Source organism: Leifsonia virtsii (genome assembly GCF_030433675.1).
GTDB classification, from domain to species: Bacteria; Actinomycetota; Actinomycetes; order Actinomycetales; family Microbacteriaceae; genus Leifsonia; species Leifsonia virtsii.
Genome location: NZ_JAROCB010000002.1, coordinates 675,234 through 699,922, shown reverse-complemented (window position 1 = coordinate 699,922; position 24,689 = coordinate 675,234). Strand labels below are relative to the sequence as shown.

The 24,689-nt window shown below is 71.5% G+C and carries 23 protein-coding genes; 5 read left to right on the top strand and 18 right to left on the bottom strand.

The window, feature by feature from the left end; translation table 11 throughout:
• Window positions 1–8 precede the first annotated feature (8 nt).
• The 8 genes from P5G59_RS09300 to P5G59_RS09265 all read right to left on the bottom strand — a co-directional run bounded on the left by P5G59_RS09300 (window position 9) and on the right by P5G59_RS09265 (window position 13,485).
• Window positions 9–1,667, bottom strand: coding sequence for a GspE/PulE family protein (locus tag P5G59_RS09300; protein WP_301218275.1), 1,659 nt, complete (start codon window positions 1,665–1,667; stop codon window positions 9–11).
• Between the two features lie 250 nt (window positions 1,668–1,917).
• Window positions 1,918–2,142, bottom strand: a complete 225-nt coding sequence (locus tag P5G59_RS09295) for a hypothetical protein (protein ID WP_301218273.1) — start codon at window positions 2,140–2,142, stop codon at window positions 1,918–1,920.
• Between the two features lie 98 nt (window positions 2,143–2,240).
• Entirely contained in the window at window positions 2,241–6,116 is a 3,876-nt protein-coding gene (locus P5G59_RS09290) for a DNA-directed RNA polymerase subunit beta' (protein ID WP_301218809.1), read from the bottom strand.
• Window positions 6,117–6,165: 49 nt separating this feature from the next.
• Window positions 6,166–9,663: a DNA-directed RNA polymerase subunit beta gene (rpoB, locus tag P5G59_RS09285; protein WP_301218270.1), complete on the bottom strand. Its 3,498-nt coding sequence runs from the start codon at window positions 9,661–9,663 to the stop codon at window positions 6,166–6,168.
• Between the two features lie 299 nt (window positions 9,664–9,962).
• Window positions 9,963–11,024: an SDR family oxidoreductase gene (locus tag P5G59_RS09280; protein ID WP_301218267.1), complete on the bottom strand. Its 1,062-nt coding sequence runs from the start codon at window positions 11,022–11,024 to the stop codon at window positions 9,963–9,965.
• A gap of 136 nt (window positions 11,025–11,160) precedes the next feature.
• Window positions 11,161–11,820, bottom strand: coding sequence for a response regulator transcription factor (locus tag P5G59_RS09275; RefSeq protein WP_301218265.1), 660 nt, complete (start codon window positions 11,818–11,820; stop codon window positions 11,161–11,163).
• A complete protein-coding gene (locus tag P5G59_RS09270; RefSeq protein ID WP_301218262.1) occupies window positions 11,817–12,959 on the bottom strand; it encodes a sensor histidine kinase in 1,143 nt (380 codons plus the stop codon). The genes P5G59_RS09275 and P5G59_RS09270 overlap by 4 nt, the downstream gene beginning before the upstream one ends.
• Window positions 12,960–12,966: 7 nt before the next feature.
• Entirely contained in the window at window positions 12,967–13,485 is a 519-nt protein-coding gene (locus P5G59_RS09265) for a hypothetical protein (protein WP_301218259.1), read from the bottom strand.
• Between the two features lie 103 nt (window positions 13,486–13,588).
• Here P5G59_RS09265 and P5G59_RS09260 point away from each other — a divergent pair, with 103 nt between their 5' ends.
• A complete protein-coding gene (locus tag P5G59_RS09260) occupies window positions 13,589–14,485 on the top strand; it encodes a spermidine synthase (protein ID WP_435871250.1) in 897 nt (298 codons plus the stop codon).
• A gap of 19 nt (window positions 14,486–14,504) precedes the next feature.
• Here the strand turns inward: P5G59_RS09260 and P5G59_RS09255 are convergent, their stop codons facing one another.
• Genes P5G59_RS09255 through P5G59_RS09240 form a run of 4 tightly spaced genes read right to left on the bottom strand, consistent with a single transcriptional unit; the run spans window position 14,505 to window position 17,444 of the window.
• A complete protein-coding gene (locus P5G59_RS09255; protein ID WP_301218257.1) occupies window positions 14,505–15,407 on the bottom strand; it encodes a 5-oxoprolinase subunit C family protein in 903 nt (300 codons plus the stop codon).
• A complete protein-coding gene (pxpB, locus tag P5G59_RS09250) occupies window positions 15,404–16,024 on the bottom strand; it encodes a 5-oxoprolinase subunit PxpB (RefSeq protein ID WP_301218254.1) in 621 nt (206 codons plus the stop codon). Before pxpB ends, P5G59_RS09255 begins: the two co-directional genes overlap by 4 nt.
• On the bottom strand, window positions 16,021–16,782 hold the full coding sequence (locus P5G59_RS09245) for a LamB/YcsF family protein (protein ID WP_301218252.1): 762 nt from the start codon (window positions 16,780–16,782) through the stop codon (window positions 16,021–16,023). The genes pxpB and P5G59_RS09245 overlap by 4 nt, the downstream gene beginning before the upstream one ends.
• A 47-nt stretch (window positions 16,783–16,829) precedes the next feature.
• Complete coding sequence (locus tag P5G59_RS09240; RefSeq protein WP_301218249.1) at window positions 16,830–17,444, bottom strand: CGNR zinc finger domain-containing protein; 615 nt, start codon at window positions 17,442–17,444, stop codon at window positions 16,830–16,832.
• Between the two features lie 110 nt (window positions 17,445–17,554).
• On the opposite strand from P5G59_RS09240, the gene P5G59_RS09235 reads away from it, so the two are divergent.
• On the top strand, window positions 17,555–18,163 hold the full coding sequence (locus P5G59_RS09235) for a GNAT family N-acetyltransferase (protein WP_301218247.1): 609 nt from the start codon (window positions 17,555–17,557) through the stop codon (window positions 18,161–18,163).
• Between the two features lie 23 nt (window positions 18,164–18,186).
• Here the strand turns inward: P5G59_RS09235 and P5G59_RS09230 are convergent, their stop codons facing one another.
• The 6 genes from P5G59_RS09230 to P5G59_RS09205 all read right to left on the bottom strand — a co-directional run bounded on the left by P5G59_RS09230 (window position 18,187) and on the right by P5G59_RS09205 (window position 21,972).
• Window positions 18,187–18,684, bottom strand: coding sequence for a SprT-like domain-containing protein (locus tag P5G59_RS09230; RefSeq protein ID WP_301218244.1), 498 nt, complete (start codon window positions 18,682–18,684; stop codon window positions 18,187–18,189).
• Between the two features lie 48 nt (window positions 18,685–18,732).
• Window positions 18,733–19,263: a hypothetical protein gene (locus P5G59_RS09225; RefSeq protein WP_301218242.1), complete on the bottom strand. Its 531-nt coding sequence runs from the start codon at window positions 19,261–19,263 to the stop codon at window positions 18,733–18,735.
• A gap of 83 nt (window positions 19,264–19,346) precedes the next feature.
• A complete protein-coding gene (locus P5G59_RS09220) occupies window positions 19,347–20,513 on the bottom strand; it encodes a PQQ-dependent sugar dehydrogenase (RefSeq protein ID WP_301218239.1) in 1,167 nt (388 codons plus the stop codon).
• Between the two features lie 16 nt (window positions 20,514–20,529).
• Window positions 20,530–20,832, bottom strand: a complete 303-nt coding sequence (locus P5G59_RS09215) for a DUF427 domain-containing protein (RefSeq protein ID WP_115698470.1) — start codon at window positions 20,830–20,832, stop codon at window positions 20,530–20,532.
• A 43-nt stretch (window positions 20,833–20,875) separates the two neighbouring features.
• Window positions 20,876–21,478 carry a 2-phosphosulfolactate phosphatase gene (locus tag P5G59_RS09210; protein WP_301218235.1) on the bottom strand — a complete coding sequence of 201 codons (603 nt, stop codon included), beginning with the start codon at window positions 21,476–21,478 and terminating at the stop codon, window positions 20,876–20,878.
• Window positions 21,475–21,972: an EVE domain-containing protein gene (locus tag P5G59_RS09205; protein WP_301218232.1), complete on the bottom strand. Its 498-nt coding sequence runs from the start codon at window positions 21,970–21,972 to the stop codon at window positions 21,475–21,477. Before P5G59_RS09205 ends, P5G59_RS09210 begins: the two co-directional genes overlap by 4 nt.
• A gap of 101 nt (window positions 21,973–22,073) precedes the next feature.
• Here P5G59_RS09205 and P5G59_RS09200 point away from each other — a divergent pair, with 101 nt between their 5' ends.
• From P5G59_RS09200 to P5G59_RS09190, 3 genes are read left to right on the top strand one after another with little or no spacing between them, the layout of a single operon-like run.
• Complete coding sequence (locus P5G59_RS09200) at window positions 22,074–23,351, top strand: RNA polymerase sigma factor (RefSeq protein ID WP_301218229.1); 1,278 nt, start codon at window positions 22,074–22,076, stop codon at window positions 23,349–23,351.
• A gap of 50 nt (window positions 23,352–23,401) precedes the next feature.
• Window positions 23,402–23,962 (top strand): hypothetical protein, encoded by a 561-nt coding sequence (locus P5G59_RS09195; protein WP_301218225.1) that lies wholly within the window; start codon window positions 23,402–23,404, stop codon window positions 23,960–23,962.
• Window positions 23,959–24,642 (top strand): DUF1684 domain-containing protein, encoded by a 684-nt coding sequence (locus tag P5G59_RS09190; RefSeq protein ID WP_301218222.1) that lies wholly within the window; start codon window positions 23,959–23,961, stop codon window positions 24,640–24,642. Before P5G59_RS09195 ends, P5G59_RS09190 begins: the two co-directional genes overlap by 4 nt.
• Window positions 24,643–24,689 lie beyond the last annotated feature (47 nt).

Here is a 24,689-nt window from a genome sequence, read left to right as displayed (position 1 = left end):
GTGCCCTCCTAGGCGACCACTCTCAGGATCTCTTCGACGGATGTCAGGCCGAGCTTGGCCTTCTCCCAGCCGTCCTCGCGCAGCGTCAGCATGCCCTGCTCGCGGGCGGTGCGGCCGATCTCGGCGCTGGAGGCCCGCTCGACGGCGAGGCGCTCGATGTCCTCGGTCACGGCCATGACCTCGTGCACGGCGATGCGGCCGCGGTAGCCGGTGTTGGAGCAGGCGGGGCAGCCGACCGGTACGAAGAGGGTCGGCACGTCGTCTGCGACGGGGAAGCGGAGGCGGCGCAGGTCGTCGGCCACGAACGAGCCCGGCTGCTTGCACCGGTCGCAGAGGCGGCGGGCGAGGCGCTGGGCGACCACGCAGTCCAGTGCCGACCCGACGAGGAACGGTTCGATGTCCATCTCGGTGAGGCGGGTGACGGCGCTGGGAGCGTCGTTGGTGTGCAGGGTCGAGAGCACCAGGTGGCCGGTCAGCGACGCCTCGATGGCGATCTGCGCCGTCTCGTGGTCGCGGATCTCGCCCAGCAGCACGACGTCGGGATCGGAGCGCAGGATGCTGCGGAGCGCGCTCGCGAACGTGAGGCCGGCCTTCGGGTTGACCTGCACCTGGTTGATGCCGGGCATCCGGTACTCGACCGGGTCCTCCACCGTGATGACGTTGATCTCGGGCCGCGCCACGGCGTTGAGCGTGGTGTAGAGCGTGGTCGACTTGCCGGAGCCGGTCGGGCCGGTGACCAGGATCATTCCGTACGGCTTCGAGTAGGAGGCGCGGTAGGTCTCGAAGTTGCGCTCCAGCAGGTTGAGGTCGCCCAGCGTCATGCCGGTGTTGGTGTTGTCCAGGATGCGCATGACGACCTTCTCGCCCCACACCGTCGGCAGCGTGGCGACGCGGAGGTCGATCTGGCGGCCGCCGTGCACGACCGACATGCGGCCGTCCTGCGGTTTGCGGCGCTCGGCGATGTCGATGTCCGACATGATCTTCAGGCGGGAGATGACGCCGTTCTGGATGCTCTTCGGCGCCGACTGCATGGCGTGCAGCACGCCGTCGATGCGGTAGCGCACACGCACGTCGTGCTCGGCCGGCTCGATGTGGATGTCGGAGGCGTGGTCCTGGATGGCCTGGCTGACCAGCAGGTTCACGAACCGGACGATGGGGGCGTCGTCGTCGGACGACTCGGCGACGGCCGTGTCCTCGACGCGCGCCGTCTCCTCCTCCAGGGTCGAGGTGAGGTCGCTGAGCTCGTCGTCGGCGCGGATGTAGCGGTCGATCGCGGCGCGCAGGTCCGCCTCGTCCGCGACCGCGGCCGCGACGTTCAGGCGCGACGCCGCGCGCACGTCGTCGATCGCGAAGACGTTGCCGGGGTCGGCCATGGCGAGCACGATCATCCCCTCGGCGATGCCGATCGGGAGCACCGTGTGGCGGCGGCAGAGTGCGCCGGGAACCGCGGCGACGGCGGAGCGGTCCACCGGGTAGTCGGCCAGCTCGACGAACGGGAGGCCGGCCTGCGCCGCACGGGCGCGCGCCAGCTGCGACGACGTGATGGCGCCACGGGATATCAGTTCGCGCACGACGGCCTCATCCGCCGTCGGCTCGGTCGCCACGCGGTCGAGGTACTCGATCGGCAGGTGGCCGTGGAGGATCAGGATCTCGGTCATGGACGCCACGGGGACCTCCTACGGAAAGCGGCTGCCGGCAAAGTCGGGTGAACGGCAGACCCGACCGGTCGGGGGCGAGACTCCCCGGTCGGCAGGGCGTGCTCACCCTATTCAGCCGCCTCGGACCACCGACAGACCCGCGAGAGGGTGCCACACCGGTGGGGGGCACTCGCTCGTGGGACATGCATCCATGCTCCGGGAGGCCTCCCGGAGCCGCCAGAGCGCCGACGCGCGATAATACCTGCCCGTGCGGGGATTCTCAGCGCAGCTTGCCGCGGCGGCTCGCCAGGTACACCAGCAGGCCGGCGACGACCGCCGAACCCATGGTCGTCAGCCAGTACGGCAGGGTGACGGCGCCGTGCCCGGATGCCGCCTGGGCGATGCCGACGACGAAGCTGACGACGGCCACGACCAGCAGCACGGCCGCGAAACCGACCATCGCCCGGCCGAGCGTGTCCGTGTACTCCAGAAGCTGCCGCCACATGCTCCCATCCTCCCAGATCGCGGCCGCACCGAATCGCAGGCCCCGGGAACGACGAAGGCCCCCGGCGCGATGCGCCGGGGGCCCGTCGTACGGGGACCTTAGTTGTAGGTGCCCGGGGTGTAGTCGTCGGAGCTGAAGCTGTCGAAGTCGACGAAGCTCAGGTCGCTCTCGTTGAACGCGGAGTCGTCGGCGAAGATGCGGTTGGGGTACCGCTCCGCCTTGGCCTCCTCCGTCGCCTCGACCGAGACGTTCCGGTAGCGGGACAGGCCCGTGCCGGCCGGGATGAGCTTACCGATGATGACGTTCTCCTTGAGACCGATCAGCGGGTCGGACTTGCCCTCCATGGCCGCCTGCGTCAGGACGCGGGTGGTCTCCTGGAAGGACGCGGCCGACAGCCACGACTCGGTCGCCAGCGAGGCCTTGGTGATACCCATGACCTCCTGACGGGCGGACGCCGTCTTCTTGCCCTCCTGCAGCGCAGCACGGTTGATCTCGTTGTACCGCGAACGGTCGACGAGCTCACCCGGCAGCAGGTCGGTGTCGCCGTGGTCGACGACGGTGACCTTGCGGAGCATCTGGCGGACGATGACCTCGATGTGCTTGTCGTGGATCGGCACACCCTGCGAGCGGTAGACGCCCTGCACGCCGCCCACCAGGTGCTTCTGCACCTCGCGGACACCCTTGACGCGCAGAACCTCCTTCGGGTCGACCGTGCCGACGATCAGCTGCTGGCCGAGCTCGACGTGCTGCCCGTCCTCCACCAGGAGGGTCGAACGCTTCAGCACCGGGTAGACGTGCGGCTCGTCGCCGTTGTCCGGGGTCAGGATGACCTTGCGGGACTTGTCCGTCTCCTCGATGACGATGCGGCCTGCGGCCTCGGCGATCGGGGACGCACCCTTCGGGGTACGGGCCTCGAACAGCTCCTGGACGCGCGGCAGACCCTGGGTGATGTCGTCCGCGGAGGCCGAACCACCGGTGTGGAACGTACGCATGGTGAGCTGCGTTCCGGGCTCGCCGATCGACTGGGCGGCGATGATGCCGACCGCCTCGCCGATGTCCACCAGCTTGCCGGTCGCGAGCGAACGGCCGTAGCAGGCGGCGCAGACGCCGACCGCCGACTCGCAGGTCAGCACGGAGCGGACCTTGATGTCGGTGACGCCGGCGGCGACCAGCTTGTCGATGAGCACGTCGCCCACGTCCTCGCCCGCCTTGGCGACCACGGAGCCGTCCGTCCCGACCGCGTCGGCGGCCAGGGTACGGGCGAACACCGAGTTCTCGACGTTCGGGTCGCGGGTGAGGGTGCCGTCCGCACCGACCGTGGCGATCGGCAGGTCGAGACCCTTGGTCGTGCCGCAGTCGTCCTCGCGGATGATGACATCCTGCGAGACGTCCACCAGACGACGGGTCAGGTAGCCCGAGTCCGCCGTACGGAGGGCCGTGTCGGCCAGACCCTTACGGGCACCGTGCGTCGCGATGAAGTACTCCGCCACCGACAGCCCCTCGCGGTACGAGGAGATGATCGGACGGGGGATGATCTCACCCTTCGGGTTGTTCACCAGACCGCGCATACCGGCGATGTTGCGGACCTGCAGCCAGTTACCACGGGCACCGGACGTCACCATGCGGTTGATGGTGTTGTCCGCCGGGAAGTTGGCGCGCATGGCCTCGGCGACCTCGTTGGTGGCCTCGGTCCAGATCTTCACCAGCTCCTGGCGACGCTCGAGGTCGGTCGTCAGACCCTTCTCGAACTCGGACGTGATCTTGGCGGCCTTCTTCTCGTAGCCGGCCACGATCTGCGCCTTGTTCGGCGGGGTCAGGATGTCGCTCAGCGACACCGTGACGCCCGAGCGGGTGCCCCAGTAGAAGCCGGCGTCCTTGATCCGGTCGAGTGCAGCGGCGACCTCCACCTTCGGGTACCGCTCCGCCAGCGCGTTCACGATCGACGAGATCGTGCCCTTGTCGGCGACGGCCTCCACGTAGGGGTAGTCCGCGGGGAGCGCCTCGTTGAAGAGGGCACGGCCCAGCGTCGTCTCCACGATCGCGGTGGTCGGCTCGGTCCCGGTGTCGGCGGCGTCCGACGGCACGTAGTTGTCGAGACGGATCTTGACCTTGGCGTTCAGGTGCAGCGAGCCCTGGTCCTTCGCGAGGATCGCCTCGGAGACCGAGGAGAACGCGCGACCCTCACCCTCAGCGCCCTCGCGGACGGTGGTGAGGTGGTGCAGACCGATGATCATGTCCTGCGAGGGCAGGGTGACCGGGCGGCCGTCCGACGGCTTCAGGATGTTGTTCGAGGCGAGCATCAGGATGCGGGCCTCGGCCTGGGCCTCCACCGACAGCGGCAGGTGCACCGCCATCTGGTCGCCGTCGAAGTCCGCGTTGAACGCGGCGCAGACGAGCGGGTGGAGCTGGATGGCCTTGCCCTCGACCAGCTGCGGCTCGAACGCCTGGATGCCCAGACGGTGCAGCGTGGGCGCGCGGTTCAGGAGCACGGGGCGCTCGCGGATGATCTCCTCGAGCACGTCCCACACCTGCGGGCGCGAACGCTCCACCATCCGCTTCGCGGCCTTGATGTTCTGAGCGTGGCTCAGGTCGATCAGGCGCTTGATGACGAACGGCTTGAACAGCTCCAGCGCCATCTGCTTGGGCAGACCGCACTGGTGCAGCTTGAGCTGCGGACCCACGATGATGACCGAACGGCCCGAGTAGTCCACGCGCTTTCCGAGCAGGTTCTGGCGGAAGCGACCCTGCTTTCCCTTCAGCATGTCGCTGAGGGACTTGAGGGCGCGGTTGCCGGTACCCGTCACGGGGCGGCCGCGGCGGCCGTTGTCGAACAGCGCGTCGACGGCCTCCTGCAGCATGCGCTTCTCGTTGTTCACGATGATCTCGGGCGCGCCGAGGTCGAGCAGACGACGCAGGCGGTTGTTGCGGTTGATCACGCGGCGGTACAGGTCGTTCAGGTCGGAGGTGGCGAAACGGCCACCGTCGAGCTGGACCATCGGGCGCAGCTCCGGCGGGATCACCGGGACCACGTCGAGGACCATCGCGGCCGGCGAGTTGCCGGTCGCCAGGAACGACGACACCACGCGCAGTCGCTTGATCGCGCGGATCTTCTTCTGGCCCTTGCCGGTGGCGATCTGCTCGCGGAGCAGCTCGGCCTCGGCGTTCAGGTCGAAGGCCTGCAGGCGACGCTTGATCGCCTCGGCGCCCATGTAGGCCTCGAAGTACAGGCCGTAGCGGTCGAGCAGCTCGTTGAAGTCCGCGTCCTCCGGCTTGAGGTCGCCGACCTTGAGCGTGCGGAACGACTCCCACACGCGCTCGAGTCGCGCGATGTCCTCGTCGAAGGACTTGCGCAGCTGGCCCATCTCCTTCTCCGCCGTGTCCTTGACACGACGCTTCTGGTCGGCCTTCGCGCCCTCCTCCTCCAGTGCGGCGAGGTCGGTCTCCAGGCGCTGCAGACGCTCGGCGACGCGGGCGTCGCGCTGGTCGGACAGCGTCTTGATCTCCAGGCGCAGCTCGTTCTCGAGGCCGGGGAGGTCGGCGTGGCGACCCTCCTCGTCCACCTCGATCACCATGTAGGCGGCGAAGTAGATGACCTTCTCGAGGTCCTTCGGCGCCATGTCGAGCAGGTAGCCGAGGCGGCTCGGGACACCCTTGAAGTACCAGATGTGCGTCACCGGGGCGGCGAGCTCGATGTGGCCCATGCGCTCACGACGGACGGAGGACTTGGTGACCTCCACGCCGCAGCGCTCGCAGACGATGCCCTTGAACCGGACGCGCTTGTACTTGCCGCACGAGCACTCCCAGTCCCGGGACGGTCCGAAGATCTGCTCGCCGAAGAGGCCGTCCTTCTCCGGCTTCAGGGTCCGGTAGTTGATGGTCTCCGGCTTCTTGACCTCGCCGTAGCTCCAACGACGGATGTCGTCAGCGGTGGCCAGGCCGATACGCAGCTCGTCAAAAGTTGTTGCGTCGAGCAATGTGTTCACTCTCTCCTATTGAAGATTCGTCAGTTGGTCTGGCTGCCGCTTAGATCTCGTCGATCGACGAGGACTCGAAGCGGGAGGAGATGTTGATGCCCAGCTCCTCCGCGGCGCGGAAGGCCTCGTCGTCCGAGTCGCGCAGGCTGACCGCCTGGCCGTCGGCCGAGAGCACCTCCACGTTCAGGCAGAGGGACTGCATCTCCTTGATGAGCACCTTGAAGGACTCCGGGATGCCCGGCTCCTGGATGTTCTCACCCTTGACGATGGCCTCGTAGACCTTGACGCGGCCGAGGATGTCATCCGACTTGATGGTCAGGAGCTCCTGCAGCGCGTACGCCGCACCGTAGGCCTCGAGGGCCCACACCTCCATCTCACCGAAGCGCTGGCCACCGAACTGCGCCTTACCACCGAGCGGCTGCTGGGTGATCATCGAGTACGGGCCGGTCGAGCGCGCGTGGATCTTGTCGTCGACCAGGTGGTGCAGCTTCAGGATGTACATGTAGCCGACAGACACCGGGTCCGGGTACGGCTCGCCGGAGCGGCCGTCGAACAGCTGCGTCTTGCCGGAGGAGCCGATCAGGCGGTCGCCGTCGCGGGTCGGGAGCGTCGAGTCGAGCAGACCGGCGATCTCCTCCTCCTTCGCACCGTCGAACACCGGGGTCGCGACCTTCGTGTTCGGCTCGGCCGAGAAGGCGGCCTCGGGGAGCTCAGCGGCCCACTTCGGCTTGCCCTTGATCTCCCAGCCGTTCTTGGCGATCCAGCCGAGGTGGATCTCCAGGACCTGACCGAAGTTCATGCGGCCCGGAACACCCAGCGGGTTCAGGATGACGTCGACCGGCGTCCCGTCGGCGAGGAACGGCATGTCCTCGACCGGCAGGATCTTGGAGATGACGCCCTTGTTGCCGTGACGGCCGGCGAGCTTGTCGCCCGCGGTGATCTTGCGCTTCTGGGCGATGTAGACCACCACGCGCTGGTTCACGCCGGAGCCGAGCTCGTCGTCGCCGTCCTGCGCGTCGAAGACCTTGACACCGATGATGGTGCCCTCCTCGCCGTGCGGGACCTTGAGGGAGGTGTCGCGCACCTCGCGGCTCTTCTCGTTGAAGATCGCGCGGAGCAGGCGCTCCTCGGCCGACAGCTCGGTCTCGCCCTTCGGCGTGACCTTGCCGACGAGGATGTCGCCGGGGCGCACCTCGGCGCCGATGCGGATGATGCCGCGCTCGTCGAGGTCGGCGAGCAGGTCGGGGCTCACGTTCGGGAGGTCGCGGGTGATCTCCTCCTTGCCGAGCTTGGTGTCGCGGGCGTCGACCTCGTACTCCTCGATGTGGATCGAGGAGAGGGTGTCGTCCTTCACCAGGTTCTGGCTGAGGATGATCGCGTCCTCGAAGTTGTGACCCTCCCACGGCATGAACGCGACCAGCAGGTTCTTGCCGAGCGCGAGCTCGCCGTTCTCGGTGGCCGGGCCGTCTGCGACGACCTCGCCCGCCTCGATCCGGTCGCCCTCGTCGACGATCACGCGGTGGTTGTACGACGTGCCCTGGTTGGAGCGGTCGAATTTGCGCAGGTAGTAGGTCTGGTACGTGCCGTCGTCCGCCATCACGGTGACCGCGTCGGCCGAGACCTCGGTGACCACACCGGACTTCTCGGCGGTGACCACGTCACCGGCGTCGATGGCCGCGTAGCCCTCCATACCGGTTCCGACGACCGGGCTCTCCGAGCGGAGCAGCGGCACCGCCTGGCGCTGCATGTTCGCACCCATGAGGGCTCGGTTGGCGTCGTCGTGCTCGAGGAACGGGATCAGCGACGTACCCACCGACACCATCTGGCGCGGGGAGACGTCCATGTAGCCGATCTCCTCGGCGGGGATCAGGTCGACCTCGCCGCCCTTCTGACGGGCGAGCACGCGCTCCTCGACGAAGTGGCCGTTCGCGTCGAGCGGGGCGTTGGCCTGCGCGACGACGAAGTCGTCCTCCTCCGAAGCGGTCAGGTAGTCGATCTGGTCGGTGACCCGGCCGTCGACGACCTTGCGGTACGGCGTCTCGATGAAGCCGAAGGAGTTGATGCGCGCGAAGGACGCGAGCGAGCCGATCAGACCGATGTTCGGGCCTTCAGGGGTCTCGATCGGGCACATGCGGCCGTAGTGCGACGGGTGCACGTCACGGACCTCGACGCCGGCGCGCTCACGGCTCAGACCACCGGGGCCGAGCGCGGAGAGGCGGCGCTTGTGGGTCAGACCCGCGAGCGGGTTGTTCTGGTCCATGAACTGCGACAGCTGCGACGTTCCGAAGAACTCCTTGATCGCGGCGACGACCGGTCGCACGTTGATCAGGGTCTGCGGGGTGATCGCCTCGATGTCCTGCGTGGTCATGCGCTCGCGGACGACGCGCTCCATGCGGGACAGGCCGGTGCGGACCTGGTTCTGGATGAGCTCGCCGACGGCGCGGATACGACGGTTGCCGAAGTGGTCGATGTCGTCGATGTCGAGACGGATGTCGGTCTCGACGCCGTTGCGGAGCCCCTTGAACGTGGTCTGGCCGTCGTGCAGGGCGACCAGGTACTTGATCGTGGCGATGATGTCCTGGACGGTCAGCACCGAGTCCGTCAGCGGGGCCTCGAGGCCCAGCTTGCGGTTGATCTTGTAACGGCCGACCTTGGCGAGGTCGTAGCGCTTCGGGTTGAAGTAGAAGTTGTCGAGCAGCGCACGCGCGGCCTCGGCGGCGACCTGCTCGCCCGGACGGAGCTTGCGGTAGATGTCCTTGAGGGCCTCCTCCTTGGTGAGGATGGCGTCCTTCTCGAGGGTCAGCTCGATGGACTGGTACCCGGCGAACTCGGAGAGGATCTCCTCGCTCGTGAGGCCGAGGGCCTTCAGGAACACCGTGACCGACTGCTTGCGCTTGCGGTCGATGCGGACGCCGACCTGGTCGCGCTTGTCGATCTCGAACTCGAGCCACGCGCCGCGGCTCGGGATCACGCGCGCCGAGTAGATGTCCTTGTCGGACGTCTTGTCGGCGGTCGCCTCGAAGTACACGCCCGGCGAACGGACGAGCTGCGACACGACGACACGCTCGGTGCCGTTGATGATGAAGGTGCCTCGCTCGGTCATGAGCGGGAAGTCGCCCATGAAGACCGTCTGGGTCTTGATCTCACCGGTGAGGTGGTTCATGAACTCGGCCTCGACGTAGAGCGGGGCCGCGTAGGTCTTGCCCTTCTCCTTGCACTCGTCGATCGAGTACTTCTTCTCTTCGAGGAAGGGGTTCGTGAAGGAGAGCTGCATGGTCTCGCCGAGGTCCTCGATGGGAGAGATCTCCTCGAAGATCTCCTCGAGGCCCGTGCTGGCGGGCAGATCCTGACGACCCTCGGCCTGGGCTTCGGCGACGCGAGCCTTCCACGCGTCGTTTCCGACCAGCCAGTCGAAGCTCTCGGTCTGCAGAGCGAGCAGATCGGGAACGGTGAGGGTGTCCGTGATCTTGGCGAACGAGAGACGAGATGCGGCTCGTCCGTTCTTGGGTGTCTTGTCGGTGTTGGTTGCGTTGCGCGCAGCAGCCAAGGAAATAACCTCCGGGGCCCCGTCGGGCCAGTTACTGTCGGTCGTGTAGTTGTCTGGACGAGTACTCCCAGCCGGGTCGCGCCGCCGTATCTGACCCGAGAGAACGGGCCCAGGCGCGCGAGGAGAAGTCAGAGCCGACCGCAATATGAAGGCAGAAGTTTGACTGGGAGCGCAAAGAACAACTATATGTCAAATAGACGCGCCGTGTCCAGTCTTTTTCTTGACCGAAGACGCGTCCTCGTGTATAACGCGCGTCTGGCCCGGGTATTCCCGCCGTTCTCCCTTGGAATTCCGGGGTTTCAGGAGCGGTGCGAGCGGTAGGTCGGGAGCGTGTCGACGGTCGCGATGACGGCCTCTTCGCGCGGTCGCGGCGACCAGCCGAGCATCGTGCGGGCCTTCTCGGCGGAGGCGCGCCGCACGGTCCCGATGTCGGGCAGCGAGTCGCGGACGCGGCGGCTGAACGGGGCGACGGCCTTGAGCATCCAGGCCGGCATCAGCTTCGTGCTCACCCGGCGCCCGGCGGCCTCGCCCAGGTGACCGCGGATGAGGAGGGCGACCTCCTGCGCGCTCATCACGTCCCCCGCGATGGCGAGGAAGCGCTGACCCACCGCCTCGGGCCTGGTCATGGCGAGCAGGTGCAGGCCGGCGACATCGCGCACGTCCACGACGCCGAAGTGCACGTCGGGCAGGCGCGGGAGACGGCCCTCCTTCACCATCCGGATCAGCTCGACCGAGCTCGAGACGTCCGGCCCGAGCACCGGGCCGAGGATGCCGACCGGGTTCACCGTCGCGAGCTGCAGCTCGCCGCCCTCGTCGTGGACGAAAGCCCACGCCTCGCGCTCGGCGATGGTCTTCGACTGGACGTAGGCGCTCACCGCGCGGCCGCTGTCGAGCTCGGTCCAGTCCTCCTCGGTGAACGCGCGGTCGGTCGGCGCGTGACCGTAGCCGATCGCCGCGAACGACGAGGTGAGCACGACGCGCTCCACCCCCGCGTCCCGCGCCGCGCGCAGCACGCGCAGGGCGCCGTCGCGCGCGGGGACGATCAGCTCGTCCGGGTCCTTGGGCTGCGACGTGGGGAACGGCGAGGCGACGTGGAGCACGAACCGGACGCCGTCGACCGCCTCCGCCCAGCCGTCGTCGCGGGTCAGGTCGGCGACGGCGAACTCCAGCCGGTCTCCGGGGTCGTCGAGGCCGCCCGCGGTCAGCTGCGCGCGGACGTCGGCCGCCCGCGCGGGCGTGCGGATCGTCGTGCGCACACGGTAGCCGGCCTGCAGCAGTGCGAGGACGCAGTGCGCCCCGACGAAGCCGGAGCCGCCGGTCACCAGGACGAGGTCGGCGGGAGGGGTGCTCGGGTCGCTCACGCCGTCCATCCTTCCCCGACCGGGACGCCTGCGCTACCGCCCCGCGCGAAGCGACTGCGCCCGTACGGAACGTGTGCGGGCGCGCGACGGGGCGCAATCGTTCCGGAGGGGCGCAGTCGCGGCGTCGCGCGCGGCGTCAGGCGCGCACGAGGGTGATCGCCTGGGCGCGGTCGCGCACGGCGAGCTTGGCGAAGATCGCGTTGATGTGCGTCTTCACGGTGGCGACGCTGACGAACAGCGCGCCCGCGATCTCCGCGTTGCTGAGGCCGTCGGCGACGAGGGCGAGCACCTCGGCCTCGCGGCGGGTCAGCGACGGGAAACGGGTCAGGAGCGCGCCCGCGGCGTCCGGTCCGGCGGGGGCCGCCGCGGTCAGCGATCCGACGATGCGGGCGCCGACCTCGGGCGCGAAGGTGGACTGGCCGCTCGCGACCGCGCGCACGGCAGCGGCGAGCTCCGTCCGTCCGGCGTCCTTGGTCAGGTACCCGCGGGCTCCGGCGCGCAGGGCTCCGACGATGGAGGCGTCGTCGGCGTAGGTGGTGAGCACGAGCACGGCCGTCCCCGGCGCCTCGGCGGCGACCCGGGCGGTGGCGGCGGCTCCGTCGAGTACGGGCATGCGCAGGTCCATCAGCAGCACGTCCGGCTTCTCGGTGACGGCGAGCGCCACCGCCTCCTCGCCGTCGGACGCCTCCCCGACGACCTCCATGTCGGGCAGCAGCCCGAGCAGCGTGACCAGGCCGTCGCGGACGATCGCCTGGTCGTCGGCGACGGCGACGCGGATGGGGCGCTCGCCGGTCATCGCAGCACGGCCTCCGCCGTGACGGTGAAGCGACTGTCGGCCGCCGACGCGGTCGCCGACCCTCCCGCGGCGAGCGCGGCGAAGCGCTCGCGCATCCCGTCGAGCCCGTGCCCGCCGCCGGAGGACGACAACGCGGAATCACCGGAGACGATCGGGTTGGAGACGGTCAGCCGCACCCGGTCAGTCTGCCAGTCGAGGCGCGCGGCGACCGCAGCGCCCGGCGCGTGTTTGCGGGCGTTGCTCAGTGCCTCCTGCAGCGCGCGCCGCACAGCGGTCGCCTGCGCGGAGTCGAGCACCGAGGGCGACCCGTGGACGGACAGCTCGGCCTCGCCGCCGAGCGCCCGGTGGGCGTCCACCAGCTCCCGCAGCTCCGCCTCGAGGTCGGACGGCGCCACCGGCGTGCGCGACCCCTCGGCCGGCTCACGCAGCGCCGCCACCGCGCGGCGGGCGTCGGCGAGCCCCTCCGCGGCGAGCGCCCGCGCATCCAGCACCCGGGTGCGGGCGGCGGCCGCGTCACCCGACTCGAGCAGGGCATCCACCGCGTCCAGCTGGATCACGAGGCCACCGAGGCTGTGGGCGAGCACGTCGTGCAGGTCGCGGGCGATCGCCACCCGCGACTCCTCCTCGCGGAGGGCGAGGTCCCGCTCGCGCAGGAGCGCCACCTGTTCCTCGGCCCGGCGGAACTGGCGGCGGCTGAGTCCGGCGAAGACCGCGAGGACCAGGCCGCCCATCTCGGCCAGCACGGCCGGGACGCTCGCCCCGGCCGGCACCGCGCCGACGGGGATCAGGGCGAGGCCGACCGCGGAGAGCCCGAAGCCCAGCCACAGCGAGTACGTCACGTCGCCCAGCAGCGCGACGATGCCGACCGCTGCCGGGACGAGGGCGACGCCGTTGGTGGGGGCGGCGACGAATGAGCCGGCCACCACCATGACGACGGCGCAGACCAGGGCCGCGACGCGCTGCCCGGCCCGGGCGAGCACGCTGCGCACGACCCACAGCGCCGTGACCGCCAGCGCGACCGTCAGCGCCCACACCGGACGCTGCGCGGTGTGGGAGGTGACGAGCCCGTAGCCGACGGCCACGGCGCCGACCGCGGTCAGCGCGAGGGAGAGCGGGGTCGGCCGGACGGAGAGGTTCACCCCACCATCATGCGGCGAGCGCCGCGTGCCGATCGAGTCGGGCCGCGAAGACCGCCGTGCGGGAGAGCCGGTTGGCGGCGAGGACCAGCAGGATGATGCCGGTCGCGGAGGCCAGGTGCGAGCCGGCCTGCGCGGCCAGGACGTCGAGGCCGACGCGGACCGCGACGACGACAACCCAGAGCACGAGCCCGAGGGCGCCGGTGCGCGACTCGTACACCGCGATGTCACGTCCGTCCTTGCCGGTCGCGATCGGCTGCGGGAGCCGACGGAAGTGGGCGATCGCGCCCATCCACGCGCCGACGCCGAGGGAGAGGACGAGCTCACCGGCGACGATGGCGAGGTCGAGCGGGGTGATCGCGGCCGGCTTCACCTGCTGCGCGAGAAGGATGACGCCGACGACCGCGAAGATCAGCGGCGAGCGCCACATCTTGGCGAGCGCGACCGGACGCCAGGTCATCTGGCGCACGCCGATCCAGCCGATGACGAGGAGGATGAGGAGCGCGTTGGCGATGGTCTGAATGGTCATGTCCTCAGCCTCGCCGCGCGCGCCCCGCGGCGGCACCACCGCAGGGTGGAGGCCGGGTGGAGATCCACGGCGGACGAGGTGGAGGCGCGACTAGGCTGCCGGTGTGCCGCAGAACCCGCTCCCGCCTGACCGCCATGGGCAGAACCCGTCTGTCGTCCTGTCCGAGAGCGGCTTCCAGGCGACCATCGAGCCGGACCGGTTCGTGCCGGGCGCGTACCAGCTGGTGGTGGACGGCACCCCGCAGTCGCACGTGAACCTCGACGACCCGTCGCAGCTGTTCTTCGAGTACGTGCAGCGGATGGGCAATGTCATCGACGTGATCGGCGACCCGGGCGAGCCGATCACCGCGGTCCACCTGGGCGCCGGGGCGCTGACCCTCCCGCGCTACATCGCGTACACCCGGCCCGGGTCGCGGCAGCAGGTGGTGGAGCTGGAGAGCCGGCTCGTCGACCTGGTGCGCGAGAACCTGCCGCTCCCCCGCTACGCGCAGATCCGCATCCGGCACGGCGACGCCCGCGAGGTGGTCGGCAAGCTGCCCGCCGGGCTCGGCGGCTCGGTCGACCTGCTCGTGGTGGACATCTTCAGCGGCTCGCGTACGCCCGCGCACGTGACGAGCGTCGAGTTCTACCGCTCGGCCGTCTCGCTGCTGAAGCCGGACGGGATCGTGCTCGTGAACGTCGCGGACGGTCCCCCGCTGTCGTTCGCCCGCAGCCAGGTGTCGACGCTGGGCGCGGTGGTCGAGAACGTGGCGGCGCTGGCCGAGACGCAGGTGCTGAAGGGCCGCCGCTTCGGGAACGTCGTGCTGGTCGGGTCGAACTCGCCGCTCCCGCTGGAGTGGCTGCCGCGGCTGCTGGCGAGCGGTCCGCACCCCGCGAAGGCCGTCGCCGGCGAGGAGCTGCGCACGTTCGCCTCTGGCGCGCCGATCGTGACGGATGCGACGAGCGTCCCGTCGCCCACCCCGGCGCGGAGCATCTTCCAGTCCGGCACGCGGCGGGACTGACCGACCGCCGGCGGCCGGGTCAGGCGTGCCGGAACGTCACCGGCTGACCCGGCCGCAGCTGCGCGAAGGCGTCGAGCGAGGCGTCGGCGACGACGGCGATCACCGGGTAGCCTCCGGTCACCGGGTGGTCGGCGAGCAGGACCGTCGGGCGCCCGTCGGGCGACACCTGCACCGCGCCCGCGACCATGGGCTCACTCGGCAGCTCGGCCGTGACGGCGCGCTCGAGCAGCGGACCGTGCCGCGGCTCGACCCCGACGGCGTGGGCGGGCGTCCGCTCGGCGTCGAGACGGATGCCGACGCGGTCGCTCTCCGCCCCCGCGCGCCAGCCGACCGTGAAGAAGGCGTCGAGCGCCGCGGGCGTGAACCAGTCGGCGCGCGGGCCGCGATGCGCCCGGATCTCCACCGCGCCCGTCCCCGGCTCCGCGACCGGCACGAAGTCGAGCAGCGGGAGGTCGGTTCCGGGATGCTCGCCGACCGGCAGCAGGTCGCCCTCCGCCAGCGGAGCGGGCCCCAGGCCGGCGAGCGTGTCGCGGGAGCGCGAGCCGAGCACCGGCGGGACGGCGACCCCGCCGCGCACGGCGAGGTACCAGCGGGTGCCGGAGGCCGCGCTCCCGAGGCGGAGCCGCTGGCCGGCGCGCGCGGGCACGGCGAGGTGGGCATCCACCGGACGGCCGTCGAGCAGGAGCGGACCGGTCGCGCCCGTCACCGCGAACCAGGCGTCGCGCTCGAACCGCACCTCCAGGCCGCCGAGGAGCACCTCGATGCCGGCGTCGCCCTCGTCGTTGCCGAGAAGACGGTTCGCCAGCCGGAGGGCGCCGCGGTCGAGCGCACCGGAGCGGCCGACGCCGACCGCCGCGAGGCCGGGGCGCCCGAGGTCCTGCACCAGGGCGAGCGGACCCGTGGCCAGCACGCGGAGGCTCATCCGGCCTCCCGGAAGCGCACGACCGTCCCCGGCCGCAGCAGCGCGGGCGGGTCGGCGGTCTCATCCCACAGCACGGCGTCCGTGCGTCCGATCAGCTGCCAGCCGCCGGGGCTGGAGCGCGGGTAGACGCCGCTGAAGGCTCCGGCGAGCCCGACGGAGCCGGCGGGCACGGCGGTGCGCGGCGTCGCGCGGCGCGGCACCGCGAGGGCGTCGCCGTCGGTCACCAGATACGCGAAGCCGGGGGCAAAGCCGCCGAAGGCGACCCGCCAGGTCGCGCCGGTGTGCGCGGCGACGACCTCCGCCGGCGACAGGCCCGTAAGCCGGGCGACGTCGTCCAGGTCCGCCCCGTCGTAGACGACGTCGAGCTCGACCAGCCGCTCCTCGACGTCGGCCGCGGCCAGAGGCGCCGTGCGCTCCAGCCAGCCGGCGGCGGCGCTCAGCGGCAGGACGCGCGGCTCGACGACGACCGCGATGGTGCGCGCGGCGGGCACGAGCTCGACGACGCCATCGGGACGGGAGGCGTCGAGGCCGCGGAACAGGGCGAGCACCGCGTCCAGGTCGTCCAGCTCCACGAGCAGGGCGTGGTCGCCGTACGGCAGGATGCGGCGGCCGGTCATGCGAACGGCCCGACCTCGACGCCGGCCGCGGCCAGGGCCTCCCGCACGGCCGCGGCCATGGCGACGGCGCCGGGGGTGTCGCCGTGGACGCAGAGCGAATCGACGGTCACGGCGATGTCGCTGCCGTCGGCGGCGGTCACCACTCCGTCGGCGACCATGCGGACCGCGCGCTCGGCGATCGCGGCGTCGTCCGTGAGCAGAGCACCGGGCTCGCCGCGCGGCACGAGCGTGCCGTCTGCGCGGTAGCTGCGGTCGACGAACGCCTCCCGCACGAAGCGGAGCCCGGCCTCCTCCGCCGCACGCTCCACCGCGGAGCCGGCGAGGCCCAGCATCGCGAGGCGCGGGTCGAACGCGACCACTGCGTCCACCACGGCCCGGGCCTGGCGTTCGTCGGCGACGATCCGGTTGTAGAGGGCGCCGTGCGGCTTGACGTAGCGGACGGCGGTACCGGCCACGCGGGCCAGCCCGGCGAGGGCGGAGAGCTGGTACAGCACCTCGTCGCGCAGCTCGCCGGCGGGCACCTCCATCGCGCGCCGCCCGAAGCCGGCCAGGTCGCGGTAGGAGACGTGCGCGCCGACGGTCACGCCGTTCGCCGCGGCCTCCCGGCACGTGGAGAGCATCGTGGACGCGTCGCCCGCGTGGAAGCCGCAGGCGACGTTCGCGCTCGACACGATCCGCAGCAGCGCGGTGTCGTCGCCCATCGTCCAGGCGCCGAACGACTCGCCCAGGTCGCTGTTGAGGTCGACGGAACGCGGCATACCCCTATTCTGGCGTGCCTGATCACTGGCCAGCTACGGACGCGGAGTCAGCGCGTGGCCGCCGCCCTCGCCCGGTGAGCGCGCACCTTCGCGCGGTTGCCGCAGCGCTGCATGGAGCACCAGCGGCGCGTGCCGCTGCGCGAGGTGTCGAGGTAGACGAGGTCGCAGTCGTCCGCCGAGCACTCGCGGATGCGGCCGTCGACGTCGGGGCCGAACAGACGGACGGCGTCGCGCGCGATCGAGCCGAGAGCCTGGTGCGGGCGGGCGTTGGTCCGGCCCGCCTGACGGCCGCCGCCGACGAGCACCGGCGGGATGTCGGGCGTCGCCGCGAACAGGTTGATCACATCCACGTCGTCCGGCTCCAACTGCTGGCCGAGGCTCGCCTGGCGCGCCAGCCGGCCGATCGCGGAGCGGAGGGTGCGGGCGTCGCGCAGCTCGCGCTCACCCGCCGTCGGCGCCACCTCCGGGAAACGCTCGGTCAGCCAGGCGTTGAGGGTGGCGGGGTCGCGGACCGTCTGCCACTCCTCCACCTCGGGGTGGTCGAGGCCGCCGGTGTAGGCGAAGTCGAGCGCGAGCGAGCCGGAGTCGAACCACCAACGTTGGCCGTCGGCCGGTTCCATCCACTGGCCGGTTCCCCTGGTCACGATCGCTTCGGTCGCCATGTAACCAATATATTCGGTTACCGCAGCGTCCTCCGACACGACGCCAGGCGCCCGGAAAACCCTACCGGAGACGGACGGCGCGCGGCCCCGGCGCACGGCATACTGGGCGGATGACCGCGACACGCCCGGACCCGCACGCGACGCTGGAGGGCTCGACGGTCCTGCTGCGCGCGCTCACGCTCGACGACCTCCCCGACCTGTTCGACGCGATCGGGCACCCCGAGGTGTTCGCGGGCGGATGGGGCGGCGGCCCTGCCGCGTACCGGGACACCTACGAGGAGTGGCGCGAGTTCATCCTCCGCTACCTCGACTGGGACCGCAGCAACGTCACCGCCGTCGTGCTGCGCGACGGCGACCGGCTCGTCGGCACGACCACGCTCGGCGACTTCGACCTGGCGAACGAGTCGGCGCACATCGGCTGGACGGCCTACGCCCCGGAGGCCTGGGGCGGCCGGGTCAACGCCGAGACCAAGCGGCTGCTGCTCGGCACCGCGTTCGACCACGGCTTCGAGCGCGTCAAGCTGCAGGCCGACGTGCTCAACGAGCGCTCGCGCTCCGCCATCCTGCGCCTCGGTGCGAGCTTCGAGGGCGTCCTCCGGCACACCCAGCGCCGTGCGGACGGCACGTGGCGCGACACCGCCGTGTACTCGATCCTGCGTGAGGAGTGGCCGGCCGTCCGGGATTCGCTGGACGAACGCCTCGGCGCGGCGCGGCTCTGAGAACGGGCTCCGCGGAGAACGGGCTATTCCGCAGCAGCCGCCGCCGCGACCTTCCGCTGGGAGGCCGACACCTCTCGGTGCTGCCACGAGATCAGGTTGGCCGCGTCGAACCGGCGACTGCATGCGCCGCACGCGAGCGCCCGAGCCGGCTTCCGATAGCGGTAGTGGGTGTGCCCGTTGGGGCAGGTGCCGACCCACGGCGCCAGGTCGTCGGCGATCGCACCGCCGTGCAGCCGCTTGCCCTCGTAGCCGAGGTCGAGGGCGATCGCCCGCCACTTCGGGCCGTGGCCTGCCCGCGGACCGGCGAGCGCATGCGCGACCTCGTGCAGCAGGATCTGGTGGATCTCGTCGTCCTCGTACCGCGACGCCAGGTAGCGGGAGACCGTGATGCGCTTGTCGGTGAAGTTGCACTGACCGGCGCGCGTCTTCGCGTTGTCGAAGCCGAAGCTCCAGTGCGCCGGGTCGAGGTGGAGGGCGATCAGGGCCTCCGCCCAGCGGCGCACGCGGTCGAGCTCGGCCATCAGGCACGACCTCCCGCGGGAGAGCTCACAACCTCCATGGCCTGCATCCTACGCGTGATCGGGGTCGCCCTCAGCGTCGGATGCGGGCGCGGCGCCGCGGTGCGCGTCGAGCGCCGTCTGCACGACGGCGACCGCCGTGAGGGCCGCCTGGATCTCGGCGGGCGACGCGCCTAGCTTCTCGCGCAGGAAGACGGCGGCGGTCATGTCGGCCAGCGCGTTCTCGAAGTCGCCGGTGTCGAACCACACCTTGCCGCGGTTCTGGATGGCGAACGCCTCCAGCGCCGTCCACTCCCGGCCGCGCGCCTCGTCGACGCAGCCGGTGAGCTCCACGATCGCCTCGTCGGTCTTGCCCTGGTACTGCAGCACCTGGGCGCGGCGGACGCGGGCGCCGAGCAGCTGCTCGCGGTCGCCGGTGAACCGGGCCTGACGCACCGCCTCGTTGGCGACCTCGATCGCGTCGTCCAGCCGGCCGAGCAGGCGGAGCAGCACGGTCTTCTCGTTGAGCGCGGAAAGGCTCCGCAGGCTGCCGAGCTCCTCGAGACGCTCGTCGGCAGCGCGGAGATCGACGCGCTCGCGCAAGGTGGCCGGATCGTATCCGAGGATGATGCTCAGGGTTCTGCTCCCGATCGGTGGTTCCCCACCAGACTACCGGGTGGAGCGCGTCAGCCCGGGTGCTTCAGGCCCACCGCCGGCACGAGCGGCACCTCGATCAACCGGTCGTCCCCGCTCTGGGGCGATCCACGGCCGTCGGTGTTGTTCGTCAGCAGCCAGAGCCGGTCGCCGCGGGCGACGACGTCGCGCAGGCGTCCGAACGCGCCGTCGAAGAACGGCGCGACGGTCACCGGGGCCGCGCCGGCTGTCGACCACGCCGTCCACAGCCGCTGCCCGCGCAGCGCCGCGAGGAAGACGGTGTCGCCGACCACGGCCAGTCCGCTCGGGCTGGCCTCGTCGGTCGGCCACTGCGCGACCGGGTCGGTGTACTTCGGGTCACCGCCGATGCCCTCCACCACGGGCCAGCCGTAGTTCGACCCCGAGTGGATGATGTTGAGCTCGTCCCAGGTGTTCTGGCCGAACTCGCTCGCCCACATGGTGCCGCGCGAATCCCAGCCGATGCCCTGCGGGTTGCGGTGGCCGTACGACCACACCGGCGAACCCGGGAACGGGTTGTCGCCCGGCACCTGCCCCTCCGGGGTGACGCGGAGGATCTTGCCGCCGAGGGAGGCGACGTCCTGCGCGTTCGAGGGATTCGAGGCGTCGCCGGCGGTGATGTAGAGCATCCCGTCCGGGCCGAACGCGATGCGCCCGCCGTCGTGGTTGGACGCCTTCGGGATGCCGGTGACGACGGGCTCGGGCGCGCCGATCGCGTAGCTGCCGGGCACGCCGGTCAGGGGCATCCGGACCACCCGGTTGTCGTCCGCGGTCGTCAGGTAGGCGTACAGGTGGGAGGGCGCCGCCTTGTCCTGCACCGCCAGGCCGAGCAGGCCGCCCTCCCCCTGGTGCACGACGCCCGGGACGGTGCCCACGTCGCGCAGGCCGCCCTGCGGCAGCCGCTCGCGGACGAGGCCGGAGTCGCGCTCGCTGATCAGCGCGGAGCCGCTCGGCAGCGGGACCACCGACCACGGCGCGTCCAGGCCGGTCTCCAGGACGGTCGTGTCGGTGCCCGGCTGCCACGGGATGGCGGCGACCGGCGCAGAGGACCCGCTCGGCCGCGGCGTCGCCGTGGGCGTGCGCGTCACGGTCGGATCGGGGGCCGGGGACGAGCAGCCCGCGAGGACGAGCGCGGCCGCCGCCAGGGCCATGAGCCCCGGGCGACGGCCGAGTCGGAACATCGTGCCTCCGGCGTCGTCAGTCGACGACGCGGACGTCCTTCCAGAAGGCGACGTAATTGCTGTAGTCCTTGCCCACCCGGTCGAACGAGCTCGGGTATGGCGTCGGGTAGCTCCACGCGCGGTCCTGCAGTAGACCGGAGTCGGACTTCACGGAGAAGTACTGGCACTCGCCCTTCCACGGACACGTGTAGGGCGTGTCGCTCTCGACGAGGTACTCGGACTTCACGCTCGCCGGCGGGAAGTACCAGTTGCCCTCGATGCGGATGAGGTCCTCCTGCGGGGCCTCGGCGATCACGGTGTCGTTCAGCACGGCTTTCATCGAATAAACCTCCTGTGAACCGCCAACGTACGCGGCCGGGCGATCATTCCGCCGCGGGCGCACCGCTCTGCCGGGAGGCTCGCAGCACGGTCACAGCATCGGAGGTGCCGAGCCGGCCGAGGACGGCGATGTCGGCCGCGGCCTCGCCCGCGGCGATCCGCTCCTGCCCGGAGACGGAGGCGGTGAGCAGGTGTGCGACCGCGCCGCGGAGGCCCGTGAAGGAGGCGCAGGCGGCGGCGGCCTCCGGCGAGGAGTAGTCGATTCCAAGTGCGGCGAGCGCGTCGACGACGGCGCCCGCGGCGAGCAGGTCCTCGACCGCGAACCGCGGTGAGCCGGCCGGGGTGGTCGCGCCCGCGGCGACGAGCGAGATCATCGCCCGGCGGCCGAGGCGGACCTGCTCGTCCAGGATCCACTGCGCGACGGCGGCGGCGTCGGTCAGGCCCGCGACCAGCACCGCGCCGTCGCCGGGCAGATCGGCCGGGGCGGCGGGAGCGCCGGCATCGGCGGGGAGCGCATCCACCCACACCACCACGTCGGCGTCGGCGGCCACAGCGACCGCACCCTCCACACCCCAGTCGAAGCGCACCTGGTACTTGGCCTGGCGGTGAGCGGCGGGGACGGTGGAGAGGAGGGCCTGCTGGGTCACCGGGCCATCGTAATGCGGGCGGGCGGGCGGCCCTTCCGTGTTTCGCCCGGTGACGGTCGCATCTGCCGGCGGATCAGCTCGAAGTCGTGCCGGGTGAGCTCGATCACGCCGCGGCGCAGCTGATAGCCCCAGCCCGCGCGGTCGCGGGTGAAGTCCAGCGCGTCGAGGAGCGGGCGGATGGGCGTGGCGACGGCGTCGTGGTCCCAGTCGACCCGGCGCCGCCAGGGCAGGAAGTCTCCGGCCGGGCCGCGCATCGCCGGACCCTGCGTGACCTGGAACACCTCGTCGTCGGCGATACGGCCGACCGCGGTGAACTGCTTCAGCGGCTCGCCGTCGGGGTACGAGACGCGGGGCGAGTAGTAGACGAAGCCGTCGGCCGGGCCCATCTGCGCGAGCGGCGCCCTGGCGCCGTGGTTCACCTGGGCGAACCCGCCCGCGACCCCGCGCAGCACGTGGTCCTGCTGCACCACCCCGAGCCAGTACCGGATCGCCATGCTCCCGTTGTAGCGCACACCACCGTCACGGGATGTCGAAATCACGGAACTCAACACGACGTATACGTGACGGCGGGGACCGGCGACGACAGGATGGGACCATGCGGACGGACGACGACGAGGTACGGCGGACCGTCGAATCGGTCTGGCGCATCGAGTCGGGCCGCCTGATCGCCGGCCTCGCCCGCTCCACCGGCGACGTCGGCCTCGCGGAGGAGCTTGCGCAGGACGCCCTGGTCGCGGCCCTCGAGCAGTGGCCGGAGACCGGCGTCCCGCGCAACCCCGGCGCCTGGTTGACCACGGTCGCCAAGCGGCGCGCCGTCGACGGCTGGCGCCGCCGCGAGCGCCTCGACGACCGCTACGCCGCGATCGCCCACCACCTGGAGCAGGAGCTCGGCGACGACGACCCCGCCCGGGCCGTCCAGGAGCCGATCGGCGACGACCTGCTGCGGCTCGTCTTCGTGGCGTGCCACCCCGTCCTCCCTCAGCCCGCTCGCGTCGCGCTGACGCTCAAGCTCCTCGGCGGACTGTCGACCGAGGAGATCGCACGCGCCTTCCTGGTGCCGCCCGCCACGATGGCGCAGCGGATCGTCCGGGCCAAGCGCACGCTCAGCGCGGCCGGCGTGCCGTTCGAGGTGCCGGAGCGGGCCGAGTTCCCCGAGCGCCTCACGTCGGTGCTCGAGGTGGTCTACCTGATCTTCAACGAGGGCTACGCGGCGACCGCGGGAGAGGACTGGATCCGGCCCGACCTCTGCCGCGAAGCTCTGCGCCTCGGCCGCGTGCTCGCCGAGCTGACGCCGCGCGAGCCCGAAGTGCACGGGCTGGTGGCGCTGATGGAGTTCCAGGCGTCGCGGCTCCGGGCGCGCACGGCCCCGGACGGCTCGCCCATCCTGCTGCAGGACCAGGATCGCGCCCGCTGGGACCGCATCCTGATCCGCCGCGGGGTCGCGGCGCTCGCCCGCAGCGACGAGCTGCGCACGAGCAGGCGGCCCCCGGTGAGCCGCGGGCCGTACGCGCTGCAGGCCGCGATCGCCGCCTGCCACGCGACCGCGCCGACCGCCGCGGCGACCGACTGGGAGGAGATCGTCGCGCTCTACGGCGCGCTCGCCGAGCTTCGGCCCTCGGCGGTCGTCGAACTGAACCGCGCCGTCGCGCTGTCGATGGCGTACGGCCCGGAGGCGGGGCTGGAAGTGGTCGACCGGCTGGCGATCGACGGCGCGCTGTCGTCGTACCACCTCCTGCCGTCGGTGCGCGCCGACCTGCTGCAACGGCTCGGGCGCACGGCGGAGGCGCGGCAGGAGTTCGAGCGGGCCGCGGCGATGACGGGCAACGAGAGGGAACGGGAGCTGCTGCTGGCGCGAGCCGGGGAATGCCTCTGAGAACGGCATCCTGAGGCCGCCGCAGCCCGCGCAGGGGCGACACTGAGAGCATGCGCGTGCTGCTGAAGCTGATGCTCGACTGCGACCCGGACGCCGCCTGGCGGGCCCTGCAGAGCCCGACCGCGTTCCGCGAGGTCGCGCTGCCGTGGCTGGACTTCCGCTCGGACGAGCCCGGCGGCTTCCCGACCACCTGGGGCGCGGAGCACCGTGTGACAGTGAAGGCGCTCGGCGCGTTCACCGTCGGCACGCAGGCGATCCGGCTCGACACGCTGCGGCCGCTCGACCCGCGGGAGGCGGGGACGCGCATCCTGCGGGACAGCGGAGGCGGCACCGGCGGGATGCTCGCCGCGGTGCCCCGGCTCGACCACCGCATGGCGATCGCGCCCGACCCGGCCGGACCGGACGAGCGGGGGCGGCTGCGGACCCTGTACCGCGACCAGCTGATCGTGCGCGCCGGCGCGCTGACCCCGTTCGCCTGGTACGCCTTCTGGCTGTTCTGGCAGTGGCGCGGTGCGCGCCTGCGGCGGCTCGCCCCCACCTGGGCCTACGATCCCGAACGGCGGGACGACGACGGACGCGTCCCGGAGACGACGAGCGCGGAGGAACGATGACGAGCGCGGAGCAGACCACGGAACTCCCGGCGGAGGGCGGACCGGCGCGGGCGGTGACCGCCGCGCAGACCGCGGACTGGCGCCGTCGCGTATTCGCGATGTACGCGTCCGTGCGCAGGCTGGCCGCGCACGACCCGGTCGAGGCGCACGCGCACTGGATCTCGTGCCGCAACGACCTGTTCTCGTCGCATCCCGCCTCCCCGCTGCTGCCGGAGGACCGCGAGCGGTTCACGGGACTGCCGGTCACGCCGTACGACCCGGACTGGCGGTTCGAGCTGCCCGTGCACCCGGCGGCCGAGCCGAAGCGGATGGACGTCGAGACCGGCACCGACGGCGTCGTACCGTTCGAGCTGCTCGGCACGGTGCGCGTGCCCCTCGCCGGCACGCTCGACGTGTGGAAACTGGCGTCGTACGGCGGCGGCCTGTTCGTGCCGGTGAAGGACGCCCTCGCCGGTCGGCCGGGCGGGACCTACGGCGGCGGACGCTACCTGATCGACACGATCAAGGGCGCCGACCTGGGCCTCGACTGGGACGACGAGGGCGCGAGCATCGTGCTCGACTTTAACTTCGCGTACAACCCGTCGTGCGCATACGACCCCGCCTGGGCGTGCCCCCTCGCGCAGGCCGGCAACACCCTCCCCGTCGAGGTCCCCGTCGGCGAGCGCTATCCCGCCGCCTGACCCCCCTCCATCGAGTCCGCAAAGACTGCACGCCCGGACGGCGTGTC